At 74.2% G+C, this 19,644-nt stretch carries 17 protein-coding genes; 5 read left to right on the top strand and 12 right to left on the bottom strand.

Annotated elements, in window-relative coordinates; translation table 11 throughout:
* The first annotated feature begins 151 nt into the window (after window positions 1-151).
* From ABT299_RS08705 to ABT299_RS08695, 3 genes are read left to right on the top strand one after another with little or no spacing between them, the layout of a single operon-like run.
* Complete coding sequence (locus ABT299_RS08705) at window positions 152-2,116, top strand: serine/threonine-protein kinase (RefSeq protein WP_500250246.1); 1,965 nt, start codon at window positions 152-154, stop codon at window positions 2,114-2,116.
* On the top strand, window positions 2,116-3,828 hold the full coding sequence (locus ABT299_RS08700; RefSeq protein ID WP_500250245.1) for a serine/threonine-protein kinase: 1,713 nt from the start codon (window positions 2,116-2,118) through the stop codon (window positions 3,826-3,828). The genes ABT299_RS08705 and ABT299_RS08700 overlap by 1 nt, the downstream gene beginning before the upstream one ends.
* Before the next feature lie 22 nt (window positions 3,829-3,850).
* Window positions 3,851-5,224, top strand: coding sequence for a serine/threonine-protein kinase (locus tag ABT299_RS08695; protein WP_500250244.1), 1,374 nt, complete (start codon window positions 3,851-3,853; stop codon window positions 5,222-5,224).
* A 42-nt stretch (window positions 5,225-5,266) separates the two neighbouring features.
* On the opposite strand, the gene ABT299_RS08690 is transcribed toward ABT299_RS08695, so the two are convergent.
* From ABT299_RS08690 to ABT299_RS08645, 10 genes are all read right to left on the bottom strand, one after another.
* The gene (locus ABT299_RS08690; protein ID WP_500250243.1) at window positions 5,267-6,517 is read right to left on the bottom strand and encodes a DUF6114 domain-containing protein; all 1,251 of its coding nucleotides are present in this window, start codon (window positions 6,515-6,517) and stop codon (window positions 5,267-5,269) included.
* Window positions 6,518-6,521: 4 nt separating this feature from the next.
* Window positions 6,522-7,133 (bottom strand): DUF6230 family protein, encoded by a 612-nt coding sequence (locus ABT299_RS08685; RefSeq protein WP_190864895.1) that lies wholly within the window; start codon window positions 7,131-7,133, stop codon window positions 6,522-6,524.
* A 354-nt stretch (window positions 7,134-7,487) separates the two neighbouring features.
* Window positions 7,488-8,108, bottom strand: a complete 621-nt coding sequence (locus ABT299_RS08680; RefSeq protein ID WP_190864893.1) for a response regulator — start codon at window positions 8,106-8,108, stop codon at window positions 7,488-7,490.
* A gap of 141 nt (window positions 8,109-8,249) precedes the next feature.
* Window positions 8,250-8,915: a response regulator transcription factor gene (locus ABT299_RS08675; protein WP_500250242.1), complete on the bottom strand. Its 666-nt coding sequence runs from the start codon at window positions 8,913-8,915 to the stop codon at window positions 8,250-8,252.
* Window positions 8,912-10,270 carry a sensor histidine kinase gene (locus tag ABT299_RS08670; protein ID WP_500250241.1) on the bottom strand — a complete coding sequence of 453 codons (1,359 nt, stop codon included), beginning with the start codon at window positions 10,268-10,270 and terminating at the stop codon, window positions 8,912-8,914. Before ABT299_RS08670 ends, ABT299_RS08675 begins: the two co-directional genes overlap by 4 nt.
* 109 nt (window positions 10,271-10,379) lie before the next feature.
* On the bottom strand, window positions 10,380-11,771 hold the full coding sequence (locus ABT299_RS08665) for an alpha/beta hydrolase (protein WP_500250240.1): 1,392 nt from the start codon (window positions 11,769-11,771) through the stop codon (window positions 10,380-10,382).
* A complete protein-coding gene (locus tag ABT299_RS08660) occupies window positions 11,771-12,913 on the bottom strand; it encodes an alpha/beta hydrolase (protein WP_500250239.1) in 1,143 nt (380 codons plus the stop codon). Before ABT299_RS08660 ends, ABT299_RS08665 begins: the two co-directional genes overlap by 1 nt.
* A gap of 244 nt (window positions 12,914-13,157) precedes the next feature.
* A complete protein-coding gene (locus ABT299_RS08655) occupies window positions 13,158-14,111 on the bottom strand; it encodes a cytochrome P450 (RefSeq protein WP_387021093.1) in 954 nt (317 codons plus the stop codon).
* A gap of 82 nt (window positions 14,112-14,193) precedes the next feature.
* Window positions 14,194-14,841: a response regulator gene (locus ABT299_RS08650; protein WP_190864878.1), complete on the bottom strand. Its 648-nt coding sequence runs from the start codon at window positions 14,839-14,841 to the stop codon at window positions 14,194-14,196.
* Window positions 14,838-15,614 (bottom strand): sensor histidine kinase, encoded by a 777-nt coding sequence (locus ABT299_RS08645; RefSeq protein WP_433141219.1) that lies wholly within the window; start codon window positions 15,612-15,614, stop codon window positions 14,838-14,840. Before ABT299_RS08645 ends, ABT299_RS08650 begins: the two co-directional genes overlap by 4 nt.
* Before the next feature lie 696 nt (window positions 15,615-16,310).
* Here ABT299_RS08645 and ABT299_RS08640 point away from each other — a divergent pair.
* The gene (locus ABT299_RS08640) at window positions 16,311-17,486 is read left to right on the top strand and encodes a Rieske (2Fe-2S) protein (RefSeq protein WP_241756246.1); all 1,176 of its coding nucleotides are present in this window, start codon (window positions 16,311-16,313) and stop codon (window positions 17,484-17,486) included.
* Window positions 17,487-17,687: 201 nt separating this feature from the next.
* On the top strand, window positions 17,688-17,849 hold the full coding sequence (locus ABT299_RS08635; protein WP_190864872.1) for a hypothetical protein: 162 nt from the start codon (window positions 17,688-17,690) through the stop codon (window positions 17,847-17,849).
* Window positions 17,850-17,892: 43 nt separating this feature from the next.
* Here ABT299_RS08635 and ABT299_RS08630 read toward each other — a convergent pair whose 3' ends face one another.
* On the bottom strand, window positions 17,893-18,819 hold the full coding sequence (locus ABT299_RS08630; protein ID WP_500250238.1) for a hypothetical protein: 927 nt from the start codon (window positions 18,817-18,819) through the stop codon (window positions 17,893-17,895).
* A gap of 25 nt (window positions 18,820-18,844) precedes the next feature.
* The gene (locus tag ABT299_RS08625) at window positions 18,845-19,642 is read right to left on the bottom strand and encodes a sugar transferase (RefSeq protein ID WP_190864866.1); all 798 of its coding nucleotides are present in this window, start codon (window positions 19,640-19,642) and stop codon (window positions 18,845-18,847) included.
* Between the last annotated feature and the right edge of the window lie 2 nt (window positions 19,643-19,644).

Here is a 19,644-nt window from a genome sequence, read left to right as displayed (position 1 = left end):
TTCATACCGGGTGTCACACGCACCACGCTCCCGTCCGGGCCCGCCCGCCCGGTGGCGAACCTCGGCGCGGCGCCGGACGTCGTACGGGTGGGGGGATGTCGCTTGCAAGCTCGATCCAAGGTTGTCAGCAAAAGTCGATATGGTCGCGGATATGCCAAATGAGACCACCGGTGAGCGGTTGCTCGCCCGCCGCTACCGCCTGGTGACCCAGGTCGGCCGAGGCGGCATGGGGACGGTCTGGCAGGCACACGATGAGGTCCTCGGCAGAGACGTCGCGGTGAAGGAGGTCATCCTGCCGCATGGTCTCACCGATGAGGAACGCGCTGTCCACCATAAGCGTACGTTCCGTGAGGCGCGCACCGCGGCACGGCTCGGCCATCCCGGCGTCGTCACCGTGTACGACGTCGTGGAGGAGGACGGCCGGCCCTGGATCATCATGGAGCTGATCAAGGCCCGCTCTCTGGACCAGGTGATCAAGCAGGAGGGGCCGCTGGAGCCGCACCGCGCCGCGGAGATCGGCCGCCAGATGCTGGCCGCGCTGCACGCCGCGCACCAGGCCGGGGTGCTGCACCGCGACGTCAAGCCGAGCAACGTGCTGATCACCGGTACCGGCCGGATGGGCGAGCGCGCCGTGCTCACCGACTTCGGCATCGCCACCGCGTCCGGCGACGCGACCCTCACCCAGACGGGCCTGGTCATGGGCTCGCCCGCCTACATCGCTCCCGAACGGGCCCGCGGCCGCACCGCGGGCCCCGCCTCCGACCTGTGGTCGCTGGGCGTCACCCTGTACGCGATGCTGCACGGCAAGTCGCCGTTCGAGCGCTCCGAGCCGATGGCCGCGCTGGTCGCGGTGATCTCCGACGAGCCGGACCCGCCGGAGAAGGGCGGCCGGCTGACCCCGGTGATCGAGGGCCTGCTGCGCAAGAACCCCGACCAGCGGATGGAGGCCATCGAGGCCGGCGCGCTGCTGGACGACATCGTCCGCCAGGAGACCATCGACACCCAGCGGACGATGGCCGTCGAGTACCCGCTCGAGGAGGCGCCGGGCGGCGCCCCCGGCAGCACGATGCCCGACCCGTACGAGGAGCCGGAGCCCGAGCCGCCCGCGGGCGCGACGCGGGCGGCGCCGTGGGCGGGCGGCCAGGGCGTGGCCGCGCCGCACGCGGAGTCCCCGGAGGCGCGTCCCGACCAGCTGACCCGGTTCGACGTCCCGTCGGGCGCCACCGCGCGCGCCGACCCGAACCGTCCCGACCCGAACCGCGCCCCTCTGAACAGGGCCGATCCGAGCCGCGCCGACCTGAACAGGGCCGACCCGAACCGGCCCGACCTGACCCGGGCCGACCCGAACCGCACCGAACTGGACGGCGCCACGGCGTGGTCCGCCGGGCCCGCGACCCGGCCCGTCGAGAGCCCGCCGCCCGGCGGCCCCGCGGTCCCCTCGGGGCGGCCCGCGCTGGCCTCCAACCGCAACGTGCTGATCATCGCGGGGCTCGTGCTCCTGGTGATCGTGGTGATCGCCGGGATCGCGTGGGCGAGCTCCGGCGACGACAAGCCGAAGAAGGGCGCCGGGGCGCCGCCGGCGGGCGGGCACCCGTCCGCGCGGGCGACGTCGGCGAGCGCGTCGGCCTCGTCGAGCGCCACCCCGTCGAGCACGGCGCCGCCGGCCGGCTTCCGCACCCACAAGGACGGCTCGGGCTACTCGGTGGCGGTCCCCGACGGCTGGACCGGACCCGAGCACAAGGGCACCAGCGACTTCTTCTACGCCCCGGGCAGGCGGACCTACGTGCAGATCGACCAGACCGACAGCCCCGGCAAGAGCGCCATCGGCGACTGGCGGCGGATGGGGAGCGGCACCGGCTTCCCCGGCTACCAGAAGATCAAGATCACGCCGACCGGCGACCACCCGCCCGTCCCCGACACCGGGAACGGCGACCGGTCGGCGGACTGGGAGTTCACCTTCGACGGCGACGGCGGCCGGATCCACGTCCTGAACCGGGGGTTCGTCACGAACGGGCACGGCTACGCGATCCTGCTGCGCGCTCCTCAGGACGCTTGGGACCGGACGTTCTCCGAGTTGCAGCCGGTGTACCAGTTCTTCAAGCCGGCGGAGGGGTGATGGTGGAAGGTCGCCTGCTCGCGGGGCGCTACCGGTTGCTGTCGGTGGTGGGACGCGGCGGCATGGGCACGGTCTGGCGGGCCCTCGACGAGACCCTGGACCGGGAGGTCGCGGTCAAGGAGGTGCTGCTGCCGTCCGGGCTGAGCGACGAGGAGCGCCACACCCGGCACCAGCGGACGCTGCGCGAGGCGCGCGCCTCGGCGCGGCTGAACCATCCGGGCGTCGTGACCGTACACGACGTCGTGGACGAGGACGACCGGCCCTGGATCGTCATGGAGCTGGTCCAGGCGCGCTCGCTCCAGGACGTCGTGGACGAGGACGGCCCGCTGCCGCCGGGACGGGTCGCGGCGGTCGGCCGGCAGATCGTCGGGGCGCTGCGCGCCGCGCACGCGATCGGCATCCTGCACCGCGACGTCAAGCCCGCGAACGTGCTGGTCGCCGACGACGACCGGGCGGTGCTCACCGACTTCGGCATCGCGCAGATGGCGGGCGACGCGACGCTGACCGGCACCGGGCTGATCATGGGGTCGCCGGCGTACATGTCGCCGGAGCGGGTCAACGGCGACCGGGCGATCCCGGCGTCGGACCTGTGGGCGCTCGGCGCGACGCTGTACGCCGCGTGCGAGGGCAAGGCGCCGCACCACCGCAGCGACGCGATGGCGGTGCTGGCGGCGGTGATGACGCAGGACGTGCCGCCGCCGAAGAACGCGGGGCCGCTGGCGCCGGTGCTGCTCGGGCTGCTGGAGCGCGACCCGGTCCGGCGGATGAGCGCGGAGAGCGCCGAGGAGGCGCTCGCCGCGGTCGCGTCCGGGCACGCCCTGGACCAGGCCGCCGCGCAGCTCGCCTGGAGCCACGTCACGGTCGCCGACGGCGCCGGAGCCGCCTCAGGGGGCGCCGGGGGCGCCGGCCTCGGGACGGGGCCGACGCAGTCCGCGCCGCCTCCCCCTCCGGTGCCGAACCAGCACGTCCCGGTGCCGGACATGACGGCGCACTACCCGCCCGGGACGGACGGGCAGCACTGGACGCCGACGCACGGCGGGCCCGGCACGGTGGGCGTCCAGCCGAAGCGCAGGTCGCCTGTGCTGCCGATCCTCGCGGGGTCGGTCGTCCTGGCGGCCGCGGTCGCGGCGGCCGTGCTGGTCTTCTTGCCGCACAGCGGCGGGGACCACCCCGATCCCACCCCGACGTCGGGGCAGCCCGTCGCGGGGGGCGCGAGCGATCCCGCCACGCAGTCGCCGGCGTCGCAGCCGCCGACGTCGTCCGCGCCCACCTGGCCCGCGGGCCTCAACAAGGTGCAAGGCCCCGGCTACTCGATCGGCGTGCCGCCCGGCTGGCAGCGGTCGACGACGAGCCGCGGCGTCGTGTGGTCCGACCCCGTCACCAAGGCCTACGTCCAGGTCGACAAGACCCCGTGGACCGGCGACCCGTTCCAGCACTGGGTCACCTGGAAAGACCAGGCGATCAAGGACGGCTTCCTGAAGAACTTCCAGCAGGTCGGGGAGATCAAGCAGTCCAGCGTGAACGGCGTCCCGGCCGCCGACATCGAGTTCACCTGGTCGCGCCTCGGCGGTACCCGCGCCGTCGACCGGGGCGTGATCGTGAACGGCCAGGCATACGCGGTCGTGGTGGCGCTACCCTCGTCCCAGTGGAGCGAGAAGGCACATCTCGTGAAGAATGTGCTCAGCACGTTCTCTCCCTCAGGGGTGGGATGAACACTGGGGGGACCGTAAACCGATGGCACAGGCACGTCTGCTCGGCAACCGCTACCGGCTGGACTCGGTGGTCGGCCGCGGCGGGATGGGCACCGTGTGGCGCGCCTTCGACGTCATGCTCGACCGCGAGGTCGCGGTCAAGGAGGTCGTCCTCCCGCCCGGGCTGAACGACGCCGAGCGCGCCGTCCTGTACGAGCGGACGTTCCGCGAGGCGCGGGCGTCGGCGCGGCTGAACCATCCGGGCGTGGTGACCGTCCACGACGTGGTCGAGGAGTCGGACCGGCCGTGGATCGTGATGGAACTGGTCCTCGCCCCGTCCCTGCAGGACCTGCTGGACCGCGGGCCGCTGGAGCACCGCCGGGTCGCCGAGATCGGGCTGCAGATGCTGGGCGCGCTGCGGCACGCGCACGAGAAGGGCATCCTGCACCGCGACGTCAAGCCGAGCAACGTGCTGATCACCGACTCGGGGCGGGTCGTGCTCACCGACTTCGGCATCGCGCAGGTCGAGGGCGACGCGACCCTGACCCAGACGGGCCTGGTCATGGGGTCGCCCGCGTACATCCCGCCCGAGCGCGCGCAGGGCGAGCGCGCGGTCCCGGCGTCCGACCTGTGGGCGCTGGGCGCGACGATGTACGCGGCGGTCGAGGGCCGCTCCCCGTACGAGCGCTCGGACGCGATGGCGTCGCTGGAGGCCGCGCTGTCCGAGCCGGTCCCTCCGGCGCGCAACGCGGGGCCGCTCGCCCGCGTCCTGGACGGGCTGCTGGCGCGCGAGCCGATGAACCGGATGACGGCGTCGCAGGCGCAACCCCTGCTCACGCAGGTCGCGACGGCGCCTCCGCCGCCGGTCACGAGCGCCGACGACACGGTGATGGACGGGCCGTCGCGCTACTACGGCGCCGACGCCGCGTCGGAGACCGTCCTCGACCCGGACGAGCTGGACCCGGTGACCCGCCGCGATCCGGGTCCCGGCCAGGGCAACGGGCGCGACCTCTATCCGTCGCAGCGCGGTCCCGGTCCCGGTCCCGGTCCCGGTCCCGGCCCGGGTCCCGAGCCGGAAGAGCGGACGCTCCTGGAGACCGAGTGGGTGCCGCCGCCGCAGCAGCGCCCGCCGACCTCGCACTCTCCGCAGCGCGTACCGCGGACGCCGCCGCCGTGGGAGCAGCCGTCGCACTTCGCGAACTGGCAGCAGCCCCCTCCGCCGCCGTCCGTGCACGGCGTCCGGCAGGCGGAGCGCCGCAAGACGATCATGATCATCGTGGTCGCGGTGGTCCTGGTCGTGGCGGCGGTGCTGCTCGGCGCCTTCATCCTGCGCCGCAAGCTGCACGTCGACGCGATCGGCTTCGCGAGTCCCGGCCACACGGCCACCATGGCCGTCATCAGCCTGGTCCTGCCCTGACGCCCGGCCTCGGCCCTGGCCGCGCCGGCGCGGCCGCCCGCGTCAGGCCGTGATGCCGAGGCCGCCGATCCGCGCGCCGTTCGCCGTGACCGAGGGCTGCTCGGACACCACGTCCGTCATGACCATGTACGGCAGGGTGAGCGGCGGCGGCTGCTCCGGGGTGAACGTCAGCGGGATGCCGAGCAGCTTCGACGACATCTTCGTGGTGTACATGACGACGTCGCCGGTGAGCGTGAGCGAGCCGGTCTTGATCCGGCTGGTGACGCCGCCGTGCGCGGCGGTCTGGTCGACGTCCTTCAGGACGGCCTTGGACATGGTGAACTTCAGCGCCCGCACCGTCCCGGACGCCGAGGGCAGCGACGCGACGCCGTCGTAGCTGAGGCCCGACATCGTCAGGGAGCTCGCCCGCAGCGTCCCGGTGTCGCTGTAGATGCGGGAACCGGACGCGGCGGCCTTCGCGGTGGCCTGGTCCCCGGCCTTGAGGCACGCGCCCGGGTCCTTGCTCGACCGGATCTCCTGGAGCAGCTTGGCGGCCTGGTCCTGGGACAGCCCGGAGCCGTTCGCCGGGACGGCCGGGCAGGACGGCGAGGCCGAGGGCGACGGTGACGCCGACGGCGTTGCCGACGGTGACGCCGAGGGGGCCGGGGCGGCGCCGGCGGACGGGGTCGCGCTGGGGGTGGCGCTCGCGGTGGGGGCGGGCGTCTGCGCCGCCTTGGCGGCCGGGGACGGGCTGGAGGACGCGCTCGCGGACGGGCTCGCCGACGCGGCCGGGGACGGCGCCGCGCTCAGCAGGTGCAGGCCCAGGGCGCCGGGCAGCGCCAGCGGCAGCGCGAGGGCGGTGAACCGTCCGCCGCGCGGCGCCGCGTGCGCGCCGGCCCCGTGCCCGCCGGCGCGGGGTCGCGCGGGGGCCTCGGGGCCGTCCGGTCCGTCCGGTCCGCGGGCCCGCGCGGGCGCCCAGGCGAAGCCGAGCGCCCCGCCCAGCAGGCCGAGCAGCATCCCGACGAGGAACCCGCCGAAGTTGGAGGTGAGGAACGACGCCAGCGACAGCAGCACGGCGAGGATGCCGAAGAAGCCGCGCTGCGCGGGCTGGAACCACATCAGCGCGCCGGCGGCGATCAGCAGCGCGCCGATCAGCCAGCTCGCCACGCCGGCGATGCCCTGGTGCACGACCAGCGGCATCGGGGCGAGGGGGATCGCGATGAGTTCCGCGCCGCCGAGGACGGCGAACGCGCCGCCCCAGAAGGGGCGCGTGCGCCGCCAGCGGCGGAACCCGTGGGGTGTCGTGTCCGTCATGGCCTCAGAAGCATTCCTTGCCGAGCTTCATGCTGAGGCCGCTCAGCTTGAAGGTGCCGGCGGTGGTCGCCCACGCGACCTGCTTGACGCCGGTGAGCTTGAGGGAGTCGGCCTGCTGGCCGAACATCCCGGCCGCGCCCTTCGCCCCGTTCGGGCCCTTGTCGAGCGTGCTGGCGTCCCGGCCGATCTCGATGTTGGAGAACTCGGCGTCGGCGTTCAGCTGCTCGACGTCCAGCACGAGGTCGGACGCCTGGACCGGGGTGCCCTTGTCGCCCGCGGTGAGCCGCAGCGTGAACGGCCCGACCTTGACCGACTGGCACATGTTGGTGATCGTCGCGTTCTTGATCCCGGAGACCTGCACCGGGTGCTTCGTGCCGTCCTTGCTCGCGTCGACGTCGCCGTACTGGACGAAGCCCGTGCCGGTGAGGGAGTCGGCGCTGACCTTGAAGCTGCTGCCGGAGACGGCGAACGAGGAGGCGATGGCGCCCTGCGCGGTCATGAAGACCAGGGCGCCCGCGCCGACCGCGGCGGGGGCGGCGATGGCGGCGAAACGCTTCCAGCGGACGCGGCCGAGGCCGGCGTCGGCGGCGTCGGTGGGGCCGGCGGGGTCGGTCATAGGGGGACTCCTGGGGGGTCGGGGGTACGGGCGGGAGGCGCCCGGTGATGCGGGTCACGTGCGTGACGGTGAGTGCAAGTTACCCTCAAGTACTTACTTGCGGCAAACCCGTACAGAGAACTCAAAGGTAAAGAATCCGGGCAGGTGACCTGCGGGAATGATCACGGCCGCCGCTCGCCTCCCGCTTCGGGACGGGCCGTAATCCACTACTGTAAGTAGTCACTGACGAACGTCCGAAACCCCGGCAGGGCAGGGGTTCGCGGAGCCTCGGGCGAGAGGCGGCCCCGGTGGGGGACGCGCCGGGCCGGCCCTCAGTGAGGAACGCGCCGGGACGCCGGTGAGGGACGCGCGGGGTCAGCTCCCGGCGGAGAAGGCGTCGAGGGCGAGCCGCAGATCGGCGACGCTCGCGTCGAGGTCGTCGGCGGGCTCCCCGGACCGCATCCGGGCCAGCGCGTCCTCGACGCGGGAGACCCGCTCGTCCAGCGCCTCCAGCAGCCCGCCGCAGCCGCCCTCCGGCGCCTCGTCCGTCCCGGCGCCGTGCTCGGCGAGGGTGCGGCGCAGCAGCGCCGCCTGCCGCCGCAGCTCCAGGTTGCTGCGGTGCAGGTCGAGGAAGACCGACACCTTGGCGCGCAGCAGCCACGGGTCGAACGGCTTGGTCAGGAAGTCGACCGCGCCCGCCGCGTAGCCGCGGTACGCCTGCTCGCTCTCGCCGCCCGCCGCGGTCAGGAAGATGATCGGGATGTCCCGGGTGCGCGGCCGGGACTTGATGTGCTGGGCGGTCTCGAAACCGTCCATCCCCGGCATCACCACGTCCAGCAGGATCAGCGCGAAGTCGTCGCCCAGCAGCTCCTTGAGGGCCGCCTGCCCGGACGAGGCGGGCACCACCTCGACCGGCAGCGCGTCGAGCACCGCCGCCAGGGCGGTGAGGTTCTCCTCACGGTCGTCGACGGCGAGGATCCTCGTGTCGTGCGGCACCGGACTCCTTCTTCGGTGACGGCCTGTGCGTTCCACCTTGTCATGTCACCACGGACGCGAACAGTGAATCGCGACAGAGTGCGAATTTCCAGGGCAGGGGCCCGTGCCGGGGGACACCGGGCGCGCCCGCCCGTCCCCTTTCTAGGGCAGCCAGCCCGGCTTGACCAGTCCCGACTCATAGGCGAACACCACGAGCTGCGCCCGGTCCCGCGCGCCGAGCTTCACCATCGTGCGGCTGACGTGCGTCTTCGCCGTCGCCGGGCTCACCACCAGGCGGGTCGCGATCTCCTCGTTCGACAGGCCCTCGCCGACCAGCGCCATCACCTCGCGCTCCCGGTCGGTGAGCGCGTTCAGCCGCGGCGACGGCGCCGGCTCCTTCGCCCGCGCCGCGAACTCGGCGATCAGCCGCCGGGTCACGCCCGGCGACAGCAGCGCGTCCCCGGCCGCGACCGCCCGCACCGCGTGGATCAGCTCGACCGGCTCGGTGTCCTTGACCAGGAACCCGCTGGCGCCGCCGCGCAGCGCCTCGAAGACGTACTCGTCCAGCTCGAACGTGGTCAAGATCACGATCTTGACGTCGCCGAGCCGGTCGTCGGAGGCGATCCGGCGGGTCGCGGCGAGGCCGTCCAGGCCCGGCATCCGGATGTCCATCAGGATCACGTCCGGGCGCAGCCGGCGCGCCTGCGCGACGGCCTCCTCGCCGTCGCTCGCCTCGCCGGCCACCTCGATGTCGTCCTGGGCGTCCAGCAGCGCCCGGAACCCCGCCCGGACCAGCACCTGGTCGTCGGCGAGCAGCACCTTGATCATCGACCGCCCCTCTCCGCGGGAGTCCCCTCACCGGCGCCGGTGGGGCCGTCGCCGTCCGCCGCGTCCTGCGGCTCGCCGGTGAGCGGCAGCGCCGCCCGGACGGCGAACCCGCCGCCCGCCCGCGGCCCGGCGTCGAACGTCCCACCGAGCGCGGCGGCCCGCTCCCGCATGCCGCGGATGCCGCTGCCGCCCGGATGGTCGTCCAGCAGGGAGACGCCCCGCCCGTCGTCCTCGACCCGCACCTCGATCTCCCGCTCACGGTAGGCGATGCGGACCCGCACCGTCACCGGGCCCGGACCGGCGTGCCGGGTCACGTTCGTCAGCGACTCCTGGACGATCCGGAACGCGGCGAGGTCGGCCCCCGCAGGCAGCGGGCGGCGCTCCCCGGTGATCTCGGCGTCCACCGCGAGCCCGGCGGAGCGGGCGCGGGCGAGCAGGTCGTCCAGCCGGCCGAGCCCGGCGGTGGGGGAGCGCGGCGCGGTCTCGCCCTGCGCCCGCAGCGCCCCGATCACCGACCGCATCTCGGTCAGCGCCTCCTTGCTCGCCTCCTTGATCGCGGCGAGCGCGGTGCGGGCCTGCTCGGGGTCGCCGTCCATCAGGTGCAGCGCCACCCCCGCCTGCACATTGATCATCGAGATGTTGTGCGCCAGCACGTCGTGCAGCTCGCGCGCCATCCGCAGCCGCTCCTCGCTGGCCTGCCGGCGCTCCTCCTCGGCCCGCGTGCGGGCCCGCTCGGCGGCCCGCTGCCCGGTCATCCGGACGAGCTCGGCGGTCACCAGCACCGCGAGCGACCAGCCGACGACCACGCTGACGCCGCCGACGCTCGGCTCCTCCACCGGGAACGCGCGGCCGGTCGTGCCGCGCTCCACGAACGGCACCCCGATCAGCGCGGTGATCCCGAAGTACGCCGCCACCGAGACCGCCGTCCCGGCCCAGGTGACGAGCCGGTGCCCGGCGACGATCGCGCCGAGCATCGCGACGCCGACGGCCGCGAACGCCGGGCCGTAGGGATAGGCGCGCAGGAAGTACAGGCCGGTGAGCAGGCCGGTCGCCGCGAGCGTGGGCACCGGGTACCGGCGGCGCAGCAGCAGCAGCGCAGGGCCCGCGAGGACGATCGCGAACCCGAGCGCGTCCAGGTGCGTGGTGCCGTAGCCGGGCGAGCCGTCACCCCAGCCGTGCCCGTGCCCCCAGCCGTCCCCGCTGTTCGGCGCCCGGTTCCGGGACGCGCCGTGCTGCGCCGCCATCGTCCCGAAGAACTCGACGACCAGCACGAGCAGCGGGACGACCCACACGGGCCACGTGGACGGCCGCGGCCAGTGCGCCCGGACCGCCTCCTGCGGCGGCGAAGTGCTCATTCCTGCACGTTAGGTCATCGGCGCGCGGCGGCACGTCGGCCGGGAGGAGGCAGCGGGCCTACTCCTCGGGAGGTAGGGGACCGGCCCGGGGAGGACCGCGGCGTACCGGTCATTCGGCTCTGAGATGGGCGCTGAGCCACTCCAGCACGGCCGGCAGGTGGTCGCGCCACTGCTTCAGCGTCGCCGGGTCACCGGGCACGAGGACCTTGTCGGCGTGCATCGGCGGCCTCGCCAGCGCCGCGAACTGCCCGGCCGCCTGGGCGTCGGGCCCGGTCGCCCGGGCGGCGGCCAGCACCGAGACGGGCGGCGGCGGGAGGTGCTGGAGCCGCCACGTCAGGTCCTGGTCGAGCCGGTAGGGCCCGCTGCCGCCGTAGGGGTCGTCCGGCTCCGGCGCGGCCTTCGTCCCGCCGCCCGGCGCCTTCCCCGCCCCGGCCTTGAGCTTGACGACCGTCCGGGCGTCCGTGCCGGAGCCGTCGGCGGGCGGCCCGAACCGGCCGTTCAGCGACGCGGCGGCGGTGAACCGGTCGGAGTGCAGCATCGCGAGCCGCGCGGCGCACTGCCCGCCCGTCCCGATTCCCGCGACGCCCCAGCCCGCGCGCGCCTCCGGCAGCCGGTAGGTGCCGGCCAGCGCGAGCGGCAGGTCCTGGGCGAGGAAGGTCTCGGCCTGCCCGCCCGGGACGCCCGGGAGGTCCAGGCACCCGGCCGGGCGGACGGCGCGCGATGCAGGCTCCGGCGCCCCGCCGACGGGTCCGTGCGACCTGTCCGGCGCACCCGGCCCGGACGGCCCCTGCGGCCCGCCCGGCTCATCCGGCCCGCCCGGCTTGCCGGGACCGCCGTGCACGGGGCTCGCGGACGGCGTCCGGACGGGCGCGAACCGGCGCACCGCCCCGACCGCCGCGTAGATCACCGGCTGGGCGCGGCCCGCCCGGATCGCCGCGACGGCCGCGTCGGGCAGCCTCGCCTGCCGCAGCCACGCCGTCCCGGTGTCGGACCCGGTCCCGTCGTCGGAGACGGCGATGACGACCGGCAGCCGCCGGTTCGCGTACCGGGGCTGGAAGTACTCCGGCGGGAGGTAGACGTACGCCTGCGCGCCGAGGCCGCTGCGCGCGCCCTCGACGTCCAGCCGGTCGACCCGCCCGTCCTCGGCGGGGTCGCGCTGGTGCCCGCGCCGCTTCGGCCCGAGCTCCGTCGCCTCCCGGTGCACCAGCCCGGCCGGCGCCGCCTCGGCGCCGCGGCTCGGCTGCACCTGCTTCACCGTCGCGCTCGTGGTGGTGCCGCCGAGCAGGTCGTCCCACGTCGCGTAGAACACGAAGTACCGGTTGACCAGCAGCACGACCGCGGCGGTCAGCAGCGCCTGCGAGCCCAGCAGCAGCCCCGTCCGGGCCGCCACCGGGCGGACGCCGCGCCCGGCGAACCGCGGCCAGAGCACCAGCGCGGCGACGACGCACGCCGCGGCGGGCGCGCACACAAGGACGAGGAACGCCGCACTGACCGGCTGCATCATTCCCCCTTGAGGTGCGCGCTCAGCCACGCGATCGACGGCGGGATGTACTTGCGGAAGGTCTTGAAGTTGTGGCCGCCGGTCGGCAGCAGCAGCTTGTCCACGACCAGCGGCGGCCGCGCCGCCCTCATGAACCGCTGCGCCGACGGGTACGTCTTCTCGCCGACGTCCGCGGACGCCACCAGCACCGACACCGGCGGCTGCGGCAGGTTCCGCAGCCGCCAGACCAGGTCGCTGCTCCGCCGGATCCGCTTGCTGCCGCCGTAGAGCTCGCGGGTGGTGCGGTCGAGCAGCGCGTCGAAGTGCCCGGCCATGCTCGCGGCGGCGGAGAACCGGTCGGAGTGCAGCAGCAGGAGCTTGGCGGCGCAGAACCCGCCGGTCGAGTATCCGGCGAGGCCCCAGCCGGTGCGGGTGCGCGCCGTCCGGTACGCCCCCGAGACCGCCTCGGGGACGTCCTGCGCGAAGAACGTCTCGACCTGGGGGCCGCCGGGCACGTCGGCGCACTCGGTGTCCCAGCCCTCCTCCACGGTCGGCCGCATCATCACGTAGATCATCGGCTGGATCCGGCCGGCGGCGAGGGCCTTCGCGGCGTCCTCGGGGATGTGCCCCTTGTCGATCCACACCATCCGGTCGGCGGCGGGGTAGCCGGCGATGAGCAGCACGACGGGGAAGCGGCGCGCCGCGTAGGCGGGCTGGAAGTACTGCGGCGGGAGGTAGACGTACGCCTCGGCGGAGATCCCGGTGCGGATCCCCCGGATGTCGAGGTGCTCGACCTGGCCGTCGCGCGCGGCCACGTGCCCGCCCTTGCCGCCCGGGTCGAGGTCGGTCCGCACCTTCCGGATCGCCTGGCTCGCGGCCACCGCCCCGGCGCCGCCGGGCGGCGGGTGCTGCGCCTGCGTCGCCTTCCCGCCCGCCGCGCTCAGCAGGTCGCGCCACGAGCCGTAGAAGAGGTAGTAGGTGTTCACCGACGCCAGCAGCGTCAGCAGGACGGCGACCTGGCAGCCGGCCAGCAGCGCCGCCCGGCTCGCGACGGCGCGGACGCCGCCGCCCGCGGCGCGCGGCCACAGCCACACGGTGCCCGCCAGGCACGCCGCCGTGAGCAGCGACAGCACGGCGAGCAGCCCCGAACCCGTCAGTCCCACAACCAGCCCCCTCCGGTGCCGCGCCCGGGATGCGGGCGCGCAACGGGCGACTCTGCCGGGATACGGCGGAGTCCCGATCGAAGTTCAGCGAACGGCCCCTCGCCGGTGGACCGTTCCGGTGCGGCCGCCGGCGCGGCGCGGAACCGCTGGTCGGCGGTCCGGGGCCGGTTCTGGGGACGCTGAGGAGGCGGCGGTAGGACGCCGCGATCCGGTGAGATGGCGCACAGTGCGCTCGGGCCCGCCCTCAGCCGTTCCAGCGGATCGGCAGCCGCTCGAAACCGTGACGGGCACTGGACCGCGACATTACCGGTTCCCCCGCCGGTTGCGCGAGCGCCGGCCGCTCCAGCAGCGCGACCAGGAACGCCCGCAGGTGCGCCCGGGCCAGGCGCGCGCCCAGGCAGGCGCGCCGGCCGGTGCCGAAGCACAGGTGCGGCCGCCCGCCCTCCGCGAACCGGTCGGGCACGAACCGGCCGGGGTCGGGGAAGACGTCCTCGTCGTGGTTGGCCGACACCAGCCACAGCGCCACCCGCTCGCCGGGCAGCAGCGGCACCCCGCCGACCTCCGTCGCGCGCCGGACCCGCCGCCGCACCTGGAGCACCGGCGTCCACCAGCGCAGCATCTCCTCGACGGCGCTGTCGATCAGCCGCTCGTCGCCGCGGTCCGCGCGGAGCCGGGCGTACTGGTCCGGATGGCGCAGCAGGGCGTGCAGACCGCCGGCGAGGGTGTTGCGCAGCGTCTCCGGCAGGTCGTGCGCGACCTGGCGGACGAAGTCCACCGCGTCGCCGGGCGGGATCCGGTCCAGCATCGCGGCCATGGGCGGGTCCATGTCGATCGGCGCGCGGCCCGGCTCGTCGTCGGGGATCGCGTCGGGATCGGGACGCCCCGCCGGGCGGCCACCGCGCCCGCTCATGCCGCCGGGTCGTCCGGTGCCGTCGGGCGGTTCCGTCCGGGGGCCGTGCAGGACGCCGTCGTCCTCCGGCGGGAACAGTTGCGGGCGCGTGAGGGCGTGCTGGACGTCGGCATACCGCAGCACCGCCCAGGCGCCCGGCCGCTCCGCCGCGCCCGCGTCCTGCCAGACGACCGGCGTCCGCGAGCGCAGCCGGTCGAGCCGGTCGTGCGGGACGCCGCGCGCGAAGGCGTCCGCGCAGCCGAGGACCGCCGCGTCCGAGACGGGCAGCGCGCCTCCCCGTCGAGGCATGGGAACCCCTCCCTCCCAGGTGGACGCTAACGCGTCCCGGCCGAACCCCGTATGTCCGGATTCGGCCGTCCCCCGCCATGTGTCAGCCCGCCAGCCACTCACCCGTCTCGACGCTGACCAGCCCGTGCCGGGCCGCCTCGATCACCGCCTCCCGCTGCGAGTGCACGCCCAGCTTGCTCAGCACGCTCTGCACGTGGCTGCGCGCGGTGCTGCGGGTGACGCCCATCGCCTTGGCCAGCGCCTGGGTGGACTCGCCGCGCGCGAGCCGCGTCAGGACCTCCCGCTCGCGCGGGGTGAGGAACCGCGCCACCCGCTGCGCCTGGCTGCGCGGCCGGACGGCGTCGGCGCGGGCGGCCTGGTCCACGACGACCTCCCCGTCCGCGACCCGGCGCAGCACGGCGAGGATGTCGCCGGCCTGCTGGCCCTTGTGCGCGAACCCGCGCACGCCCGCGGCGACGCCCTCCTCCAGGACGTGCCGCTCCAGGAAGCCGGTCAGCACCACGAACTGCGTCTGCGGGGCGGCGGCGCGCAGCCGCGGCATCCAGTCCAGCGCGGTGCCGGACGGGAAGTGCAGGTCGATCAGGCAGACGTCGGCCTGCCTGCCGCGCAGCACCGGCAGCGCCTCCTCGGGCGAGTAGGCGACGCCGACCACCACGTGCCCCGCGTCCGACAGGACCAGCGACAGCGAGTCGGCGAAGACGGCGTGGTCGTCGCAGATGATCACTCTCATGGGTGCGGCCGCCAGTCGTCGGCGTGCTGCGCCGGGTCGTACGGCGGCTCCGGGTCGCGGAGCGGCGGGGCCGACGGCAGCAGCATGCGCACCCGCGCCCCGCCCATCTCGCAGGTGCGGATCTCCAGGCTGCCGCCGTAGCCGGAGATGAGGTCGTGGACGATGCCGAGGCCGAGCGAGGCCAGCCCGCGCCGCCCCCCGCCGGTGCCCGGACCGGCGCCGAACCCGGGGCCGTCGTCGTCGACCTGGATGACGACCCAGCCCTGGTCGGCCTCGACCCGGACGTTGACGCGGCCCTCGGCGACGCGGCACGCGTTGTCGAGGACGTTGCGGACGGCCCGCCACAGCGCGACGGGGTCCATGTGCGCCCACGCCTCGCCGCCGCCGAAGCAGACCTCGTGCGGGGTGGCGAGCCGCATGCCGGTCACGACCTCGGCGGTCAGCTCGTCCACCCGGATCCGCTCCGGGCTCGGCATGGGCTGGTCGTCGTCGTCCTCGTCGAGCCGGCGCAGCAGGTGGTCGAGCCACCGGGTCTCGCCGAGCAGCTGCTCGATCCGCGCGCGGCTGCCGTCGCCGACGTCCTCGGCGACGACGACCGCCGACGCCAGCATGATGATCGTGCCGAGCTCGTGCCGGATGTCGTGCCGCAGCCGCCGCTTCCACAGGGCGTGCTCGCCGGCCGTCTCCGGCGCGGCCGGCGGATCGGGCCGCGCGTCCTCCCGCACGGCCTCGCGCCCGTCCTCCCGCGGGGGAGCGGCGGCGAGCGTCCCCACGCCCGCGCCGGCTCCCGGGGAGGACCGTGACCGCCCGTTGATCATGAATGGACCCCCGTCCCTATTTACCAGCACCGCCTTCGACGGTCACCCCGCGTGCCGGGTCGTGTCCAGTCAATTGACCGCAACAGACCGGTCTCTGACCGGAAGTGGACATGCGTCGATCCGGGTAAACTCGGGTCTTTCTCCGAGCGTCTAAGTCAGGATTGTCAGTTCGGCTTGTGGCATTTCCTTCATGCCTACGGCGTAGCCGCTTTGCGCATTCGGGCGGGTGCGGCGGCGGGGCCGGCGAGGGACAGTCTCGGTATGCCGACGGTCACATTTATCGGACACGCGGGGGTGTCGGTGCACGCCCGGGCGTTCCACCTGCTCGCAGACCCGTGGCTCGCTCCGACGGGGGCCTTTATCGGGGCCTGGCACCAGTACCCCAGAAACGATCACCTCGACACCGATCGGTTGCTCGCCGCGGACTGGGTGGCGGTCTCGCACGAGCACCTTGATCATTTCGACCCCTGGGTCATCGGCCGGCTTCCGCAGCGGACCCGGATCCTCATTCCGCGCTATCCGGGCCCGGCCTTCCGGGAACGGATGGCGGAAGCCGCGGGTTCCCGCCAGGTAATCGAGATAGAGCCCTGGGAGAAATTCCCGCTCGACAATCGGGGCTCCTGGATAACGGTCATTCCGGAACTCTCCCCTATGTGCCATGACGCGGCCTTTCTCATCGTCGCGGACGGCCGCGGCATCCTGCACTGCAACGACGCCCGGCTCACCGCCGCGCAGGCCCGCCGGGCCAAGCACCTGGCGGGCGGCCGGCTCGACCTGATGGCGTTGCAGACCTCCGGCGCGTCCTGGCATCCGATCTGCTACGAGTACCCGGCCGAGGAGATGGCCAAGGTCTCGATGGACAAGCGGGTGTCGAAGCTGCGCGCCGCGCAGCGGCTCGTCCGGCAGACCCAGCCGGAGCTCGCGGTCCCGTTCGCCGGGCCGCCGTGCTTCCTGGACGGCGAGGTCGACCACCTCAACTGGGTGCTCGGCCAGCGGGACGGGGCGTTCTGCGACCCCGAGGTCTCCGCGGAGTGGCTGCGCGAGCACCTGCCGCGGCAGCGCTGGGAGTGCTTCAAGCCCGGCGACACCGTCGACCTCGACACCGGCGGGATCGTCCGGGACCCCGTCTCGGCGGAGTTCTCCTTCGCCGACGACGAGCGCCCGGCCTACCTCAAGCAGTACGCCGAGGACCGCAAGGAGCTGATCGAGGGCGTCCTCGCCGAGTACCCGGAGCCGGGCCCGGACCTGTTCGCGCGGTTCACCGCCCACTTCGAGCACCTCGGCTCGCTCAGCGACTACTTCCTCCGGCAGATCGCGATGCTGGTCCGGTTCGAGATCACCGGCCCGAACGGCGGGGTCTGGGACGTGGACTTCTCGCCGGAGGGGCTGACGGTAGGGGAGGCGTCCCCGGACGCGCGCCCGCACTACCGGATCACCACGGCCGGCCGCTGGCTGGACTCCGTGCTGACCGGCCGGATGGCCTGGGAGGACCTGCTCATCTCCTTCCGGCTCAGCCTGTACCGCGACCCGGACGTCTACAACGACTACCTGGTGGGGCTGCTCAAGCACGCGAACGCGCCCGCCCTGAACGCCGTCGAGGCGTACGAGACGGGCCGGGACGAGAGCGAGCGGATCACCGTCGAGTGGGCCGGCGGGTGCTACGACATCCCGCGGTACTGCCCGCACGCCGGCGAGGACCTGTCGGTCGGCGCGGTCATCCGCGACGGCCAGGTGCACTGCCTGGCGCACAACTTCGCGTTCGACCTGGCGACGGGCTCGTGCGTGAACGCCCGCGCCGCCAACCTGACGAGCCGCCGCGTCTCCTGACCCGGACGTCGTCACACGTGGCGAGTCGCCGTCATGCGGGCCGGCATGGCGGCGACTCGCCGCACCGCGGCGAAGGGACGCCGGCCCGGGCGTGTCCGGGTCGGGGGTTGTGGTTAAATTTCTCGTGGTTAATGGGGGATTGAAGGGGTGCGCGTGAAACGCGGGGCCTGGGCGGCTTTCAGTGTCAGGCTGAGCCGCACGTTGAATCGCAGGAAGCCGAACCGGGTGCAGCTGGGCCTGATGGCCGTGGTGTTCGTGCTGCTCATCGGCGGCATGGAGGTCCTGGCCCTGAAGGTGGGGTCGTTCAACCTGCCGTTCCCGTCGGAGGGCCATCCCGCGGTCGCGGACCACCCCACGCACTGACCGTCCCGAGCGCCGGCCTCTCCGAGGGCCGCCGGGGCCGGTCTCACTTCGCGGTGTTGCGGGCCTTCATGATGCTCTGCAGGTCGGGGTGGGCGCCGCCGGACGCGTCCGCCAGCGACGGGCACGCCCACTCGGACTGGTGCCCCCAGGAGTAGGAGATCTCGAGCCTGGGACGCGGTGCGAGCCGGTCCCAGCGGGCGAGGATCTTCCGGAACTGCGCCTGCGTCGGCAGCCAGTACTGCTTGTCGCCCTTGCTGCAGCTCTGCCCGAACGTCTGCAGGACGGGCGCGACCTGCGCGCGCGGGATGCCGGCGTCGTCGGCCAGCCGGACCATCCGGTCGATCGCCCCGATGTTGCACGAGTCCTGCACGTCCGCCGACCCCTTGCAGGGGTACGGGTCCAGGCCGTAGAGGTCGACGCCGACCCGCTTGGGTGCGAGCTGCCGCATCGGCCAGTCGGTCAGCGAGACGAACGAGACCTGGCCGGGCGCGTTCTGCCGGATGTAGTCGGCGCGGCGCCGGATCTCACCGGCGATCTTCGGGCAGCGCCCGGTGTCCGGCTCGTCGGACAGGTACCACCCGTACACCTTCGGGTTGCGCCCGTACCGCTGCACCGCCCGGGTGAACGCGCCGTAGTCGAGGTCGAAGGAGCCGCAGGTGAAGTTGCCGACCCACAGCAGCGCCTGCATCCCGTCCGGGACGCCCGCGACGAGCGAGTCGTCCGGTTTGGCGTCGACCAGGTCGTAGCCGAGCGCCTTGAGCCGCGGGTAGTCCGACGGCTGGGTGTTCAGCGCGATGCGGCGGGTCTCGCCCGGCCGGGCGGCGGGGCTGCCGGGCGTCGCGGGCGGGCCGCTGTAGGGGGCGTCGCCGCCGGACGACGACCGGTGCTGCAGGTAGAAGAGGAACCCGGCCACCAGCACCACCGCGGCCGCGACGGCCGAGACCTTGAACCGGACGTCCCGGATGTCCATGTCTCCCTTTCCCCGATGCGGGTCTCTACGCGGCGGAGCCGGGCTCCTCGGCGGGCGTGCGCGGTGCGGCGTCGGCCGCGTGCGGTGCCGCGTGCGGCGGCGAATGCGGCGGCGCGGGCTCGGGCGCCTCCTCGACGGTCCCGTCCGACGCCACCTGCAGCGGCGGGATCGTGAACCCGAGGATGTGCTTGACGGTGTCCCACAGCGCCCGCAGCGTCTGCCGCATCGACGGGTCGCGCAGGTAGATCGCGTCCACCGCGACCCGCGCCGGGACGATCCGCTCGATGTAGTTGACGAGGTCGACCTCCTCGCCGGGGCCGAGCACGTCGAAGTCGCGGAACCGGACCTCCGACACCCCGGTCAGCCCCGGCCGGTGGTCGAAGATCCACCGCGAGTCCGCGTCGTAGTGCACCGCGAGGTCGTAGGTCTCCGGGCGCGGCCCGACCAGCGTCATCTGCCCGCGCAGCACGTTCACCAGCTGCGGCAGCTCGTCCAGCGACCACTCCCGCAGCAGCTTGCCGATCCGGGTGAGCCGCGGGTCGCAGTTGGCGGTGACGGTGAGCCCGCCGACGCCCTGCCGCATCGTCCGGAACTTGTACATGGTGAACGGCCGGCCGCCCTGCCCGACGCGGGTCTGCCGGAACACCCCGGGACCCGGGCTGGACAGCCGGACCAGCAGGTAGATGAGCGCCAGCGGGACGCTGAGCAGCAGCAGCCCGGTGAGCGCGCCGGCGATGTCCAGGGCGCGGCGCGCCCCCGACGGCGCGACGCCGTCGGACGGGTCGACGGGCCGCGTGGCGAGTTCGGTGTTGTCCTCGGACATGG

It is taken from the genome of Spirillospora sp. NPDC000708 (assembly GCF_040299565.1).
Taxonomy (GTDB): Bacteria; Actinomycetota; Actinomycetes; order Streptosporangiales; family Streptosporangiaceae; genus Spirillospora.
The sequence above is the reverse complement of the archived record's forward strand: the minus strand, read 5'-3'. Positions and strand labels throughout refer to the sequence as shown.